Here is a 14,052-nt window from a genome sequence, read left to right as displayed (position 1 = left end):
GGAGCGCTGAGATGTCCCGCAGCAAGCGGATCGCGATCGTCGGCGGCGGCCAGGCCGGCCTGCAGCTGGCCCACGGCCTCGTCGCCGACGGCGTCGACGTCACCCTGATCACCGACCGCGACAGCGACGCGCTGCGCGGCGGCCGGGTGCTGTCGACCCAGTGCATGTTCGACTCGTCGCTGGCCCTGGAGCGCGAGCTGGGCCTCGACCTGTGGCCGGAGGAGACGCCCCAGATCCGGGGCATCCGCTACAGCGTCGGCGAGCCCGACGGCGGCCTGGCGCTGCAGTTCGGCGGCCGGCTGGCGGCGCCCGCGCAGTCGGTCGACCAGCGGCGCAAGATGGCCGCCTGGCTGGAGCTGCTGGAGGAGCGCGGCGGCCGGGTCCTGATCGAGTCGCTGGAGCCGGAGGACCTCGACGGCCTGGCCGAGGAGCACGACCTGGTGGTGCTCGCCGCCGGCAAGCGCGGCTTCGGCGAGCTGCTCGACCGGGTCTTCCCGCGTGACCCGGCACGGTCGCCCTACGACCGGCCGCAGCGCAACCTGGCGGTCGCCTACCTGCGCGGCTACGCGCCGCTCGACAGCTCGTACTTCTCGATCAACATCGTGCCGGGCGTCGGCGAGTGCTTCGTCGGCCCGGCGCTGACCGTCGACGGACCCTGCTTCACGATCTGCTTCGAGGCGCTGTTCGGCGGGCCGATGGACCGCTTCGACGAGGTCCCGCTCGACGACGAGGCGCGCTGGCTGGAGACCTCGCGCGGGCTGCTCGAGCGGTTCATGCCGTGGGAGGCCGAGCGGTGGACCGACGACGTCCGCCTGACCGACGCCGGCGGGACGCTGAAGGGCGCGCTGACGCCGGCCGTCCGCCACGCCGCTGGACGGCTGCCGTCCGGGCGCCCGATCCTCGGCCTCGGCGACCTGGTGGTCCAGAACGACCCGCTGGTCGGGCAGGGCTCGAACAGCGCCGCGAAGGCGGCCGACGTCGTCCGGCGGGCGGTCGCCGAGCGCGGCGACGGGCCGCTCGACCAGGGCTGGGTGGGCGCGGTCGCCGACCGCTGCTGGCGGGTGGCGGAGCATCCGACCGCCTTCACCAACCTGCTGCTGAACCCGCCGCCGCACCTGGGCGGGCTGTTCGACGCGGCCGCCGCCAGCCCGGCGTTCGCCGACCGGCTGGCCGCGGGCAGCAACGACCCCTCGACGCTCTTCCCCTGGATCGGCTCGGCCGAGGGGATCCGCGAGGCCGCGGCCGAGACCGAGGCGCAGGCGGAGACGGTCCGATGACGGCGTCGCCGGTCGAGGTCGCCGCCGAGGTCTACGCGTCGTTCAACCGCGGCGACATCGCGCGGGTGGCGGAGCTGTTCGACCCCGAGATCGAGTGGGTCGAGCCGCAGGGCTACTTCGTCCCCGAGGGCCGTGGGGTCCGCCGGGGACGGGAGGTGATCCTGGGGCTGCTGGACGCCTTCGGCCGCTACTGGTCGAGCTTCCAGGTCCACGCCGACCGGATCTGGGACGGCGGCGACGGCGAGGTCCTGATGTGGGGGCGCCAGGTGGGCGTGGCCCGCGAGACGGGTCGGACCTACGAGGGTCCCGTGGCCAACTTGTGGGTCGTCCGCGACGGCCTGATCACCCGCCACGAGAGCGTCGGCGACACGTGGTCGATCGCCGACGCGCTCGGCGGGCGGGACGGCTAGGGCGCCCAGGCAGGACGACAGGCCCGGCGCGCCCGCGCCGAGCGGAGACGGAGGAAGGGACGAGGATGGAACGCAAGAGATGCGGTGCGGCGCTGGCGGCGCTGGCGGCGCTGGCCTGCACGCTGCTGCTGGCGGCGTGCGGGAGCGACGACGGCGGGACGGCCACGGCCGGTGGCGGCGACGGCGGTGGCGGCGATCCGAAGGTGGTGATCGGCCACGTCAGCCCGAACCTGTCGAACCCGACCCTGACGGCGCTGGAGCTGGGCCAGAAGCGCGCGGCCGAGCAGCTGGGCTGGGGCGTGCGGGGGCTCGACGCGGGCCTCTCGCCCGACCGCCAGGTGAGCCACATCGACACCCTCATCAACCTGAAGGTGCAGGCGCTGACCACCTGGGTGCTCGACCCGGGGCCGGTCGAGGCGGCGCTCGGCCGGGCGCGCGCGGCCCAGATGCCGGTGGTGACGTTCAACTCGCCCTCGAAGAGCGCCAACACGGTGATCGAGACCGAGCTGTCCTCCTCCTGCAAGCCGTTCGTGGCCGAGGCGCGCTACATCGCCGAGCGGACCCCGAAGGCCTCGGTGCTGGTGATCGGGCCGCCGCCGGTGCCGGCGCTGAAGCAGCGGGTGAGCTGCTTCGTCGACGCGGCCAAGGCGGCCGGCCTGACGGTCGTCGACCGCCAGGACAACATGCAGGACAGCGCCGACCGCAGCCAGGCGATCACCCAGGACCTGCTGACCAAGCATCCGGACGTGGACGCGATCTGGGGCTACAACGACCCGACCGCGATCGGGGCCGCCGCCGCGGTCACCGGTGCCGGCAAGCAGATCTGGTCGGGCGATCGCAAGGGCGTGATCGTGATCGGCAACAACGGCGACGTCGATGCCGTCGAGGCGGTCCGCCGGGGCTCGCTGACCCTGACCTACGACGAGAACGCCTTCGAGGCCGGCGCGGCCGCGATCGACGTCCTTGCGCCCGTCCTCCGCGACGGCCAGCCGCCCTCCTCGATGCCGGCCCGCCGGGTGATCCCCAGCAACCCGGTGGACGCGTCGAACGTCGACCGGTGGGTCGCACCGGAGAAGCGCCGGGCGACGATCGGCGGCTAGGCCGTCGGGGAGCGGAGCGCCGACCGCCCCGTCCCGTCGCCGTCCGGGGCGGCGGGGCGGTGGCGGTCGGTCCTACTTGATGATCAGCATCTCGCTGCCCCCGTGCGCGCGGAGCAGCAGCAGGTAGGCCAGCTCGATCGCGCCGATCAGCAGGACGACCGCGAAGGTCGCGAGCGGCCGTCGCCAGCGAAGGGTCACCGCGGTCGTCAGCAGCGCCGGCACCGCGACCATCAGCCACCAGCCGCCGCTGTCCTCGAAGGGCGCGCACCAGCCGCTCCCGATCGCGTCGCCGATCACGCAGGGGCCGTCGAACGTCCGTCGTCCGGCCGTGGTCGCGACGACGACGAAGGCCCCGGCCAGCACGGCCAGCCAGTGGGCGGCGGCGGGGGAGAGGGGGCGACGGAGGGCGTCCACGGGGTGATCGCGGGACCGGCCGGCGGTCCCGGAACGAGAGAAGTCCACGGTCTGCGACACGTGGACTTCTCGGAGTTCCTGCGTATGCGCCGGAGAGGACTCGAACCTCCACGGGGTTATCCCCCACAAGGCCCTCAACCTTGCGCGTCTACCAATTCCGCCACCGGCGCAGGACGGCGGAGTGTAGCCGTTCGGCGTCCGTGGCGAGGTCTGGTTGCAGTCCGCCGGCCGGCCCGGTAGCGTTGCGAACACACGTTCGGTAGAGCGGAGCCCCAGGCATGGACCTCACGAAGCGCCAGCAAGAGATCTTCGACTTCATCCGGAAGTACACGTCGAGCAACGGGTACCCCCCGACGGTACGCGACATCGGCAAGGCGGTCGGCCTCGCCAGCTCGTCCACGGTGCACGCGCACCTGGCGAACCTGGAGAAGCTCGGCCTGCTCCGTCGCGACCCGTCGAAGCCGCGTGCGATCGAGCTGCTCGACCGGGCGCTGGAGTCGGCGGTCGAGGGCGTGCGCGGGGCCGTCGGGCACTCCCGACGGCTGCCGCTGCTGGGCCAGGTCGCGGCTGGTGCGCCGATCGTGGCCGAGGAGCAGGTGGAGGAGCACGTGCCCGTGCCCGACCTCGCGGGAGGCGAGGAGGGCGAGTACCTGCTCCGGGTGCGCGGCGAGTCGATGATCGGGGCCGGCATCCTCGCCGGCGACCTGGTCGTCGTCCGCCGCCAGGAGACCGCCCGCGACGGCGAGATCGTCGTCGCGCTGGTGGGGGAGGAGGCGACCGTCAAGCGCTTCTTCCGGGAGAGCGACCACATCCGCCTGCAGCCGGAGAACCCCGACATGGAGCCGATCCGCTCGCGGGAGGCGCGCGTGCTCGGCAAGGTCGTCGGCGTGCTGCGGAAGGTCCACTGATGGCGGCCGTCGGCGCACCGGACGCGGTCGCCGACGGTTGGCCGCAGCGCCTGCCGAGCCGTCGGCGGGCAACGAGCTTGGGTCGCGCGACGGCGCAACCCGGCACGGCGACCATGGGGACGACCGGCCCCGTTCGCCGTGAGGGCAGGCGCGTGCTCGACGAGGTGCTCGTCGGCGCATGGGAGGGCCTGTCCGTCGGACGTGCCGTTCCCTGCCCGTTGTGCGGCGGCCCGATGCGGCCGCTGCACAACGGGCGGGGAGCGGACGTCGTCGTCCGCCACGTCGCCGGGGGAGCCTGCGGGGACTGCGGCACGGCGTTGGGGTAGTCGGGGGCCGCCACCCGCGCGGGGTGATGGGTGGCCCGTGGTGGCGGGTCGTGGCGCCCGGCCGCGGGAGGGGGCGAACGTCACATACCCCGAGGCCCCACCCGCGCGTGCGACGTTCACCCCCGCCGGTGTGGGCGAACGTGACATGGCGCGCCGCCCGAGAAGGGGTGTGCGACGTTGCCCCCGCCCCGGCGGCCCTCGTGGCGCACCGGCCCGCGTGGCCCCGGACCGTCACCCACACCCACACCATCCCCACCCAACCGTCTGCCTCCACCGTCGGCGCGGTACCGTTCACGCCGCAGGCCACGCAGCCGCGGGCGGGCTCGTCCCGTTCGAGGAAAGTCCGGACACCGCAGGGCAGGGTGGTCGGGGAGCCGACCCGGGGAAACCCGCGGGAAAGTGCCACAGAAATGACACCGCCGATGGCGGGCGGTTCGCCGCCCGCACAGGCAAGGTTGAAATGGTGCGGTAAGAGCGCACCGGCGTCGCGGTGACGCGGCGGCCAGGTAAACCCCACCCGGTGCAAGACCGAGCAGGACCGTTCGCAGGCGGCCCGTCGAGGTCCAGGTAGGTCGCACAGATGGATGGCTGCGCAACGACAGAATCCGGCTTACCGGCCTGCTACGGGAGGGCCCCGCCTCGGCGGGGCCCTCCTACGTGCGGGGTGGCCCCACCGACCCCGGTCACCGGACGGTCACCTCCGCCGCTCGCGCGCGGGATAGCGTCCGGCGCCGATGCGGTTCGCGCTGCTGCTCGAGGCGCTCCACCCTCGACCCTGGGCACCGACCGGCGACGGGCGGCGGCTGCGCGACCTCGTCGACCTGGCCGTCGAGGCGGAGCGGCTGGGAATCGCCCGGGTCTGGCTGCCGGAGCGGCACTTCCACGAGGAATTGCACCACGGCGGCCCGCCCGAGGCGCTGCTGGGCGCGATCGCCACCCGCACCCGCCGGCTCGGGCTCGGCCTCGGGCCGCTGCTGGCCCATCCCCACGTCCAGCACCCGGCGCGGTTGGCGGCGGCCGTGGCCGCGCTCGACGCCCTCTCCGGCGGGCGCGTCGCCGTCGCCTTCGCCGAACCGGCCAGCGCGATCGAGCTGCGGCCGCTGCGGATCGCCCGCCGCGGCACCCGCGCCGCCGCCGACCGGACCGCGCTGCAGGTCGCGCGGCTGCTGGCCGAGGAGCCGTTCAGCGGCGAGGACGGGCCCGACGGCCTGCCGGTCCGCCAGCTGGTCCCGCGTCCCCACCAGCGTCCGCACCCGCCGCTCTGGCGCGCCTGCGACCGGCCCGACGACGTCCGCGCCGCCGCCGAGGCCGGCCTCGGCGCGCTGGTCCGGACCTTGCTGGAACCGGAGGAGGCGGGGGAGTGGGTCGCCGAGCAGCGGGCGGTCCTGCGCTCCGACCGCTGCACCCCGGTCGGCGCGACGGTCGAGACCGGGCTGGCGGTGACGCTCCCGCTGCACGTCGGCGAGGCCCCCGCGACCGCGCTGGCCGAGGGGCTGGACGCGATCCACCTGCACCGCCACCTGCTCGACCACCACACCCGCTTCGGCGCCCACCGGCCGGGCCGGACTCGCGTCGCCGAGCAGTTCGCCCGCCGCCGCGCCGCCGTCGGCTACGACCCGGCGCCGATCCTGGCCGATCCCGACGCCCCGCTGGCGATCCGGGTCGGCGGCAGCGTCCGCGGCGCGGTCGGCGATCCCGACCAGGTGGTCGAGCTGCTGGCCCGCTACCGCGACGCCGGGGTCGAGGAGGTGCTGCTCGCCCCGCCGGTCGGGCTGCTCGAGCCCGACGTCCTGCGCCGCTCGCTGGAGCTGCTCGGCCGGACCGTCCTGCCGGAGCTGACCGAGGACGAGGACGACGAGGACGCGGTGGTCGCCGACGACCCCCGGATCGCCGCCGCGCTCGGCCGCCGGCGGCCGATCCCACCCGAGCGCGAGACGATCGTGCTCCCGCGCGAGGACGGGGTCGACGACGACGCGCCGGCCCCGCCGATCGGTCTCGGGACCGTCTCGGGTGCGGTCGGCGGCGACGCCCCGCCGCGTCCCGGGACCCCGGCCGGCGCGGGCACCGCCGGCGCCGCCTACGGCAGCGGCGGGTCGCACGGGGCCGGACCGGTGACCGGCGACGAGGTGCTGGCCGCGGCGACCGGCAACGGCGGCGGGGTCGACGAGGCGATCGCCCGCCGCAGCGCGGTCGAGGCTCTGCGCGCCGGCCTGGCCCGCGGCGGCGGGGCGGCGTTCGGGGCGCTGCTCGACCGCAGCGGCCCCGGCCTGCTGCGGCGGACGGTGGCCAGCGATCCCGCGCTCGCCGTCGTCTTCCGGGGGATGGCGCGCGCGCTGCGGCCGGCGGCCCGGGCCGGGGCCTTCAGCGGCGAGCTGCAGTTCGACCTGCTCGAGGCGGACGGTCGGGTGCGGGCGTGGACGGTCGAGGCGACCCCGACCCGCTCGATCGCCCGCCGCGGGGCCGCCCGCGAGCCGTCGCTGACCCTGCGGCTGGCGCCCGAGGACCTGCTGCGGCTGGCCGGGGGCCGGATCGACGCCGGCAGCGCGCTGCTGGCCGGGCGGCTCGACCTGGAGGGCGATCTGGCCCTGGCGGTCCGGCTCGGCGACCTCTTCCGCGGCTGAGCGGCCCGGACGCGTCCTCCCCGGATGCGAACATGCGTTCGTGTCGTCGGTCGTCTGCGTCCACTTCCCCCGCCTGCCGCTGGTCGTCGCCGCGGACGGCCACGACGAGCTGCTCGGGGTCCCGATCGCGCTCGCCCCGCAGGCCGGTCAGGTCCAGCGGATCGGCCTGGTCTCGCCGGCGGCCGAGGCGCTCGGGGTCCGTCCCGGCCAGACCCTCGGCGAGGCGCTGGCCTGCTGCCCGCGGCTGCGGCTGCTGCCGCCGGATCCGGTCGCCGTCGAGGTCGCGTGGGAGGCGATCGTCCAGCGGCTGGAGGGGATCGGGGCGGCGGTCGACGTCGGGCCGGTCGGCGGGACGACCGAGGCGCGGGTCCCGGGCGCGACCGGCGCCACCGGCACCGCCTGGTTCGCGGCGGCCGGGATCCGGCGGCTGCACGGCGGCACCCTCGCCGGCACCGCGGCGGCGATCCACGGCGCGATCCGGGAGCCGGTCCGGATCGGCGTCGCCCCGACCCGCTTCCTGGCCCGGGTGGCCGCCGGCCGGGCGCGCCAGCGGCACCCGATGGTGGTCGAGCCGCCGGCGATGGGCACCCGGGTCACGCGCGGCCGGCTCGGGCACGGGGTGCCGGTCGGCGGGCTGCTGCCGCCGGTGCTGGCCGACGAGCCGATCGCCGCGCTCGGCCTGCGCCGCGACCTGGCCGAGCTGGTCCAGCCGCTGGAGCGGCTCGGCATCGCCACCCTCGGGGCGCTGGCCGCGCTGCCGTCGGGGGCGGTCGGCGAGCGGTTCGGGCGGCCGGGGCTGATCGCCCAGGAGCTGCTGCGGGGCCAGGACGAGCCGCTGCGCCCGCGCGACCCGCCCGACCGGATCGAGGCCGACCTGCGCCTGCCGGAGGCCGCCTCGGGCGAGCAGCTGGGCCAGGCGCTGGGGCTGCTGATCGACCGCGTGCTGGCCGATCCGCGGCGCCGTCACCGGCCGCTGCGGTCGCTGGTCCTGCAGGCCCACCTGGTCGAGCGGGGAACGTGGCAGGAGCGGATCGTCCTCCGCGAGGCGATGGTCGATCCACAGCGGATCCGCCTGGCCCTGGGGCTGCGGCTGGCGCTGCTGCCCTCGCCGGCCGAGCGGCTGACGCTGCGGGTCGACGGCTTCGGCGCCCCGGTCCCCGCCGACCGGCCGCTGCTGGAGGAGGCCGAGGCGGTCCGCCGCGCGCGCCTGCGCGAGGCGGTCCACCAGGTCCGCGAGGTCGCCGGCGCGGAGGCCGCGCTGCGGGTGGTCGAGGTCGATCCCGGCTCGCGGATGGCCGAGCGGCGGATGGCGCTGACGCCGTTCGAGGCTTAGCGCCGCGCCGCTACTTGCTGAGCATCGTGATCAGCGCCAGCGCCACCGCGCCCAGGCAGAGCAGGCTGGCGACGACGGCGATCGCGCCCTGGACGACCGCGGCGCCGGTGCGCCCGTCGCGGTGGGCGGTGCCGGCGCGGGTGACCGCGGCGATCACCAGCGCGAAGATCACGCTCAGCCCGACGCCGGCCAGCAGGCCGGTCCAGACCACCTCGAGCAGGTCGCTGGCGTCGCTCATGCCGGGTCCTCCGCCAGCGCCGCCGGGGTGCTGCGGGCGCGGATCAGGGCGACCGTCGCGATCGCCAGCACCAGGCAGACGACCAGCGGACCGAGTGTGCCGCCGCCGAAGAGGGCCGAGATCCCGTAGGCGGCCGCGCCGGTCAGGCCGGCGGCGGGGATCGTGAGGATCCAGGCCACGGCCATGTTGCCGGCGACGCCCCACTTGACCGCCGAGAGCCGCTTGGCCGCCCCGGCGCCGACGACGCCGCCGGAGATCACGTGGGTGGTCGAGAGCGGGAATCCGACGTGGGTCGCGGCCAGGATCACCGCGGCGCCCGAGCCCTGGGCGCTGAAGCCCTGGGCGGCGTCCATCTTGATGATCTTCGAGCCCATCGTGCGGATGATCCGCCAGCCGCCGGAGTAGGTCCCGAGCGCGATCGCGCTGGCCGACGCGATCACGACCCAGAACGGCACCTCGGGGTTGGCGGCCGAGAGCGACCCGTGGGCGACCAGCGCCAGCGTGATCACGCCCATCGTCTTCTGGGCGTCGTTGGTGCCGTGGGCCAGCGCCAGCAGCGATCCGGAGGCGATCTGGCCCAGGCGGAAGCCGCGGGCCACCGGTCCCGGTCGCAGGCGGCCGACGATCCGGTAGACGAGCAGGATCGAGACGCCGGCGACCACGAACGCCAGCACCGGGGCGACGAACGCCGGTAGCACGACCTTGCCCAGCAGCCCGTCGCCGTGGATGTGCGACGGCCCGTGCGAGACGAGCATCGCGCCGACGACGCCGCCGATCAGGGCGTGCGACGAGCTCGACGGCAGCCCGTACCACCAGGTGACGAGGTTCCAGAGGATCGCGCCGATCAGCCCGGCGAAGACCACCTGGAGCGTGATCGCGCCGGAGTCGACGATCCCCTTGGCGATCGTGGCGGCGACCTCGAGCGAGAGAAAGGCGCCGATGAAGTTCAGGACCGCGGCCAGCGCGATCGCGGCCCGCGGCGCCATCGCCCGGGTCGAGATCGACGTCGCCACCACGTTGGCGGTGTCGTGGAAGCCGTTGGTGAAGTCGAAGGCCAGCGCGGCTCCCACGACCAGCGCCAACAGCAGATCGGAGGCCATCGGGTCAGGGGGAGGCGGTCGGCGTGCGGGGCGTCATCGGCGTGCGCGGGGTGGTCGTCAGCGGTTCTTGATGACGATGCCCTCGAGGATGTTGGCGACCCGCTCGCACGCGTCGATCGCCTCCTCCAGGTGCTCGAAGATGTCCTTCCAGCGGATCACGACCATCGGGTCGATCCCGCCGTCGAAGAGGCCGGCGATCGCGGCCCGCGACAGCCGGTCGCCGTCGTTCTCCAGCCGGTTGACCTCGACGGTGAAGTGGCGGATGTCGCCGAAGGTCCGCAGCCGCGGCATCGCCTGCTGCAGCGCGCGGGCGGCCTCGAGCAGGATGTCGCCCAGGCCGTGCGCCTGGTCCATCGCCGCCTCGACCTTGTAGAGGATGATCAGGTCCGCGCTCTCGTCGATGTAGTCGACGATGTCGTCCAGTGCCGAGGCCAGCTCCAGGATGTCCTCGCGCTCGAGCGGCGTGACGAACGTCTGGTTGAGGTGCTGGATGATGTCGTGGGTGATCCGGTCGGTGTCGCTCTCGACCTCCCGGATCTCCTTCGCGATCTTGGGGTTGTCCGGGAACTCGTGGAGGAAGCGGCTGAGCAGCTCGGCGGCGCGCACCGCGTTGGCTGCCGACTCCTCGAAGAGGTCGAAGTACGAGGTGTCGCGCCCCGTGATGATCTGCGTCAGACGAGCCATGTGTGAACCGGATGTAATCACCATGTGAAGCGTCGGGGGGCGCCGCGGTTGGGGCCGTGCACGCCGCGTCGCGGACAGCGTCCAGGACGGATGCGAACATCCGTTCGTGTCGTCCGTCGAACGTCCTGCCGGCTCCGCCGATCGCGTGCCCCCCGCGCGTCGCCGATCGCGGACGCCCGGACGGCGGGCGGCGCCGGCGCCGACGGTCCTGCGGCGGCTGGGCGAGCCGCGTCCGGCGCAGGTCCGCTGGGGTGCCGGCGGACGGCCGCAGGTGGTCGACGGCGAGCCGGTCGAAGCGGTCGTCGCCACCTGGCTGCTCGACGACCGCTGGTGGACCGACGAGCCGCTGCTGCGGCGGATGTGGGAGGTGGTGACCGTCCGCGGTCGGGCGGTCGTGGTCTTCTGCGACCTGACCAGCTGGCCGCGGCAGTGGTGGCGCCTGCGCTGACCGCGCGCTTCCGCCGCCCGATCGGCGCACTTCCGGCACGAACTGGGACTGGTCCCGTCACAGCGGGCTGGGGCAGGCTGCCGGTGTGTCCCCGCCCCGCCGCTTCCTCCTCCGTCGCGACGACGGTCAGGCCAGCGTCGAGCACGCCGCCCTGACCGGGCTGGTCCTGCTGCTGCTCGGGGGCGGGGCGGCGCTCGGCTGGGCGCCGGCGCTCTTCAACGCGGTCCACTCCGGGGTCCGGCGGGCGCTCTGCGTCGCCAGCGGCGCTCGCTGCGCGCCGTTCCACCGCCAGCCGCCGTGCCTCGTCGCCCGCGACGAGCGAACGCACGAGGGCGGGGCCGGCTTCCTGATCTTCCGCATCGGCAGCAGCGAGAGCATGGTGGTCGAGCGGCGCTCCGACGGGACGGTGGCGATCACCGCCTACCGCGACCTCGAGGGCGGCGTGGGGCTCTCGGCCGGCGGCCGCTTCGGGATCGGGCGGCGGGTCGCGGGCGACGCCGAGCTGGTCGACGCCGACGCGCCCCGCGGTGGGGTGGGGGTGCGGGCGACCGCGTCGGTCGAGGCGCGGCTGCGGGGCGGCTGGGGCGACAGCTGGGAGCTGCCCGACCGGGCCGCGGCCGACGACTTCCTCCGCCGCTACGTGGCCTGGCGGCGCGCGCAGATCACGGGCGATGACCCCGTCGCCGCCCGTCGCGGGGTCGAGCCGCCGCGGGTCGAGCGGGTCCGGATCGGGGTCGACGGCACGCTCGCCGGCTCGGTCTCCGGGCCGCTCGACCTGCGCGCGTCCGGGACCGCCGTCGCCGGCCTCCACGGCGAGGGCACCCGTGACCGCCGGACCGGGATCACCACGATCGGGCTGGCGCTGCCGGTGGCGGTCGCCGGGCGGCTCGCGGGGCCGCTGAGCCTGCAGCTTGGCGGTGGCCTGCGGGTCGAGCGGACCGCGATGGTGGTCCTCGACCGCGACCTGCGCCCGCGCGAGCTGCGGCTGGCCGGCCGGATCGACAGCGGCGACGGCGCCCGCCGCCGCGACTACCAGCTGCGGCTGGATCTCACCCGGCCGGCGGCCGCGGCCCAGCTGCGGGCGCTGATCGCGGGCCTGGTCGCGGGGCGCGGGCCGGCGGCGCAGCGGGCGGCCGCCGCGCTCGGGCGCTGGGCGCGCGAGGACGGCTGGATCGACGAGCGCGAGTACCGCGTCGGCGCGACCGTCGACGGCCGTGAGGTCGAGTTGGGGCTGGGCTTGCGCCTGGCCGTCCACGAGCGCGACGTGCGCGAGGTCTCGCGGCTGGTGGCCGCCCGCACCCGCCCTCCGGGCGGCGTCTGGGACCCCCGTCCCGACTGTCTGGCCATCTCCCATATATCCGTATATCCTCCCCTCCATGAAGGTGCTGATCTCGATGCCTGAGGATCTGTTGTTGCGCGTGGACGACGCGGCGCGCGAGCGGGGCCTGTCCCGCAGCGCGTTCCTGCAGCAGGCGGCGGCCGCCGCGCTCGGCGACCGGGACGAGGCGGCGCGGACCGCCGCCACCTGGGTCGCCGGCCGCTTCGCCGGAATCGACGCCGCGCCCGCGGCCGACCTGGTGCGGCGCGACCGCGACGCCCGATGAGCCCGCTGCTGCTGGACAGCTCGGTCTGGCTGGCCTGGGCCCGCCCGGACGGCGAGCCCGACCACGATCCGGCGCGGCGGATCGTCGAGCGGCGGATCGCGCGGCGGGTCGAGCTGCGGCTGCTCGACCTGACGCTCTACGAGCTGGCGAACGTCGTGCTGCGCGGCTGGCGGCGTCCGGCCGCCGACGCCGAGGGCCTGGTCGACGCCTGTCGGACGCTGGCCGGGGCGCCGCCGCTGGTGCCCGACGGCGGCGAGTGGCGGCGGGCCGCCGAGCTGGCCGAGGAGCGCGGCCTGACCGCCTACGACGCGGCCTACGCGGCGGTCGCCGCCGCCCGTGGGCTGACGCTGGTCAGCGGCGACCGGGCGCTGGTGGCCGCGGGGCTGGCGGTCGCGCCGGGCGAGGTCCGACGGTGAGCGGCCGGGCCGGACGACGGCCGCGCGGGCCGGCGGGCGACGGCGGCTCAGCGTCCGCCGGTCGCGGCCACCGGAAGCGGACCGCGGCCACGGAAGGTCCGGCGGTAGGCGGTCGGGGTGGTGCCGACGATCCGGGCGAAGTGCGCGCGCAGGACGGCGGCGTCGCCGAACCCGCAGGCGAGCGCGATCGCCTCGATCGGCCGGTCGTCCCGCTCCAGCAGCTCGCGGGCGAGGGCCACCCGCCGCTGGGCGATCCAGCGGGCCGGCGTGGTCCCCGTCTCGGCCCGGAAGCGGCGGGCGAAGGTCCGCTCGCTGACCTGGGCGTGGCGGGCGAGGGTCGCGACGTCGAGCGGCCGGTCCAGGTGCCGCTGGGCCCAGGCGCGGGTCCGTTCCAGGTCGACGCCGCCGGGCACCGGGTCGGGCACCGGCTGGTGGATGAACTGGGCCTGGCCGCCGTCGCGGTGGGGCGCGACCACCGTCCGGCGGGCCATCGTGGCGGCGACCTCGGCGCCGAGGTCGCGGCGGACCACGTGCAGGCAGAGGTCGAGCCCCGCGGCGACGCCGGCGCTGGTCAGCACCGCGCCCGCGTCGACGTAGAGCACGTCGGGATCGACGGTGACCTTCGGGAACTGGGTCGCCAGCCGCTCGCTGTCGTGCCAGTGGGTGGTGGCGCGGCGGCCGTCGAGCAGCCCGGCGTGGGCGAGGGCGAACGCCCCGGTGCAGACCGACATCACCCGCGCGCCGCGGGCGGCGGCCCGCCGCAGGGCGTCGAGGACGGCGGCCGGCGGCGGCACGCGGGCCGCGCGGCCGTAGCCGGGGACGACGATCGTGTCGGCGTCGTCGAGCGCCTCGAGCCCGTGGGCGCTGGCGAGCGTCAGGCCGAGCGGTCCGATCGTGGTCGCGTGGTCGCCGGGCCCGTCGGGGATCGGCGCGTCGGGGCTCGACGGCGTCGCCGGCGCCATGGCCACCCGCAGCCGGTAGTGGGGGTGGCCGATGTGCCCGAACAGGTGGCAGGGCGCGGCCAGGTCGAGCAGCACGACGTCGGGCAGGACGAGCGCGACGACCTCGTGCGGCCGCGCCGCCGTCTCCGGCGCGTCGGGGAGGGGGAGGGCCGGCACATGGCAGGAATAGCACGAACCGGGTCGTTCCTGCCACTGGTCGCGCTGGCGCCGC

General features: G+C 75.9%; 15 protein-coding genes, 1 tRNA gene and 1 other RNA gene. 11 read left to right on the top strand and 6 right to left on the bottom strand.

The window, feature by feature from the left end; translation table 11 throughout:
• Positions 1-11: 11 nt before the first annotated feature.
• The 3 genes from SH587_RS06510 (at position 12) to SH587_RS06500 (ending at position 2,787) form a co-directional block, all read left to right on the top strand.
• Positions 12-1,277 (top strand): styrene monooxygenase/indole monooxygenase family protein, encoded by a 1,266-nt coding sequence (locus tag SH587_RS06510; RefSeq protein ID WP_320669769.1) that lies wholly within the window; start codon positions 12-14, stop codon positions 1,275-1,277.
• Positions 1,274-1,687, top strand: coding sequence for a nuclear transport factor 2 family protein (locus SH587_RS06505; protein ID WP_320669768.1), 414 nt, complete (start codon positions 1,274-1,276; stop codon positions 1,685-1,687). Before SH587_RS06510 ends, SH587_RS06505 begins: the two co-directional genes overlap by 4 nt.
• Positions 1,688-1,752: 65 nt before the next feature.
• Positions 1,753-2,787 (top strand): sugar ABC transporter substrate-binding protein, encoded by a 1,035-nt coding sequence (locus SH587_RS06500; protein ID WP_320669767.1) that lies wholly within the window; start codon positions 1,753-1,755, stop codon positions 2,785-2,787.
• A gap of 72 nt (positions 2,788-2,859) precedes the next feature.
• Here SH587_RS06500 and SH587_RS06495 read toward each other — a convergent pair whose 3' ends face one another.
• Both SH587_RS06495 and SH587_RS06490 read right to left on the bottom strand, forming a co-directional pair.
• Positions 2,860-3,201 (bottom strand): hypothetical protein, encoded by a 342-nt coding sequence (locus SH587_RS06495; RefSeq protein WP_320669766.1) that lies wholly within the window; start codon positions 3,199-3,201, stop codon positions 2,860-2,862.
• An 85-nt stretch (positions 3,202-3,286) separates the two neighbouring features.
• Positions 3,287-3,371: transfer RNA gene (locus tag SH587_RS06490), tRNA-Leu, on the bottom strand.
• A 108-nt stretch (positions 3,372-3,479) separates the two neighbouring features.
• Between SH587_RS06490 and lexA the strand changes: the two genes are divergently transcribed.
• The 4 genes from lexA (at position 3,480) to SH587_RS06470 (ending at position 8,389) form a co-directional block, all read left to right on the top strand.
• Positions 3,480-4,109 (top strand): transcriptional repressor LexA, encoded by a 630-nt coding sequence (gene lexA / locus SH587_RS06485; protein WP_320669765.1) that lies wholly within the window; start codon positions 3,480-3,482, stop codon positions 4,107-4,109.
• A gap of 621 nt (positions 4,110-4,730) precedes the next feature.
• An RNA gene (gene rnpB / locus SH587_RS06480) (RNase P RNA component class A) lies at positions 4,731-5,064 on the top strand.
• A 105-nt stretch (positions 5,065-5,169) separates the two neighbouring features.
• Positions 5,170-7,056 carry an LLM class flavin-dependent oxidoreductase gene (locus SH587_RS06475; protein WP_320669764.1) on the top strand — a complete coding sequence of 629 codons (1,887 nt, stop codon included), beginning with the start codon at positions 5,170-5,172 and terminating at the stop codon, positions 7,054-7,056.
• Between the two features lie 40 nt (positions 7,057-7,096).
• The gene (locus tag SH587_RS06470; protein ID WP_320669763.1) at positions 7,097-8,389 is read left to right on the top strand and encodes a Y-family DNA polymerase; all 1,293 of its coding nucleotides are present in this window, start codon (positions 7,097-7,099) and stop codon (positions 8,387-8,389) included.
• A 10-nt stretch (positions 8,390-8,399) separates the two neighbouring features.
• On the opposite strand, the gene SH587_RS06465 is transcribed toward SH587_RS06470, so the two are convergent.
• Genes SH587_RS06465 through SH587_RS06455 form a run of 3 tightly spaced genes read right to left on the bottom strand, consistent with a single transcriptional unit; the run spans position 8,400 to position 10,411 of the window.
• Positions 8,400-8,627 (bottom strand): hypothetical protein, encoded by a 228-nt coding sequence (locus SH587_RS06465; RefSeq protein WP_320669762.1) that lies wholly within the window; start codon positions 8,625-8,627, stop codon positions 8,400-8,402.
• Positions 8,624-9,727: an inorganic phosphate transporter gene (locus tag SH587_RS06460; RefSeq protein ID WP_320669761.1), complete on the bottom strand. Its 1,104-nt coding sequence runs from the start codon at positions 9,725-9,727 to the stop codon at positions 8,624-8,626. Before SH587_RS06460 ends, SH587_RS06465 begins: the two co-directional genes overlap by 4 nt.
• A 57-nt stretch (positions 9,728-9,784) precedes the next feature.
• Positions 9,785-10,411, bottom strand: coding sequence for a DUF47 domain-containing protein (locus SH587_RS06455; protein ID WP_320669760.1), 627 nt, complete (start codon positions 10,409-10,411; stop codon positions 9,785-9,787).
• 145 nt (positions 10,412-10,556) lie between these two features.
• On the opposite strand from SH587_RS06455, the gene SH587_RS06450 reads away from it, so the two are divergent.
• The 4 genes from SH587_RS06450 (at position 10,557) to SH587_RS06435 (ending at position 12,879) form a co-directional block, all read left to right on the top strand.
• Positions 10,557-10,859, top strand: a complete 303-nt coding sequence (locus SH587_RS06450; protein ID WP_320669759.1) for a hypothetical protein — start codon at positions 10,557-10,559, stop codon at positions 10,857-10,859.
• A gap of 85 nt (positions 10,860-10,944) precedes the next feature.
• Positions 10,945-12,261 (top strand): hypothetical protein, encoded by a 1,317-nt coding sequence (locus tag SH587_RS06445; RefSeq protein ID WP_320669758.1) that lies wholly within the window; start codon positions 10,945-10,947, stop codon positions 12,259-12,261.
• The gene (locus tag SH587_RS06440; RefSeq protein WP_320669757.1) at positions 12,236-12,463 is read left to right on the top strand and encodes a ribbon-helix-helix protein, CopG family; all 228 of its coding nucleotides are present in this window, start codon (positions 12,236-12,238) and stop codon (positions 12,461-12,463) included. The genes SH587_RS06445 and SH587_RS06440 overlap by 26 nt, the downstream gene beginning before the upstream one ends.
• Positions 12,460-12,879, top strand: a complete 420-nt coding sequence (locus SH587_RS06435; protein ID WP_320669756.1) for a type II toxin-antitoxin system VapC family toxin — start codon at positions 12,460-12,462, stop codon at positions 12,877-12,879. The genes SH587_RS06440 and SH587_RS06435 overlap by 4 nt, the downstream gene beginning before the upstream one ends.
• A 47-nt stretch (positions 12,880-12,926) precedes the next feature.
• Here SH587_RS06435 and SH587_RS06430 read toward each other — a convergent pair whose 3' ends face one another.
• Entirely contained in the window at positions 12,927-13,997 is a 1,071-nt protein-coding gene (locus tag SH587_RS06430) for a GlxA family transcriptional regulator (RefSeq protein ID WP_320669755.1), read from the bottom strand.
• Positions 13,998-14,052 lie beyond the last annotated feature (55 nt).

Origin of the sequence: Patulibacter defluvii (assembly GCF_034096925.1) — a bacterium.
GTDB lineage: Bacteria > Actinomycetota > Thermoleophilia > Solirubrobacterales > Solirubrobacteraceae > Patulibacter > Patulibacter defluvii.
The sequence above is the reverse complement of the archived record's forward strand: the minus strand, read 5'-3'. Positions and strand labels throughout refer to the sequence as shown.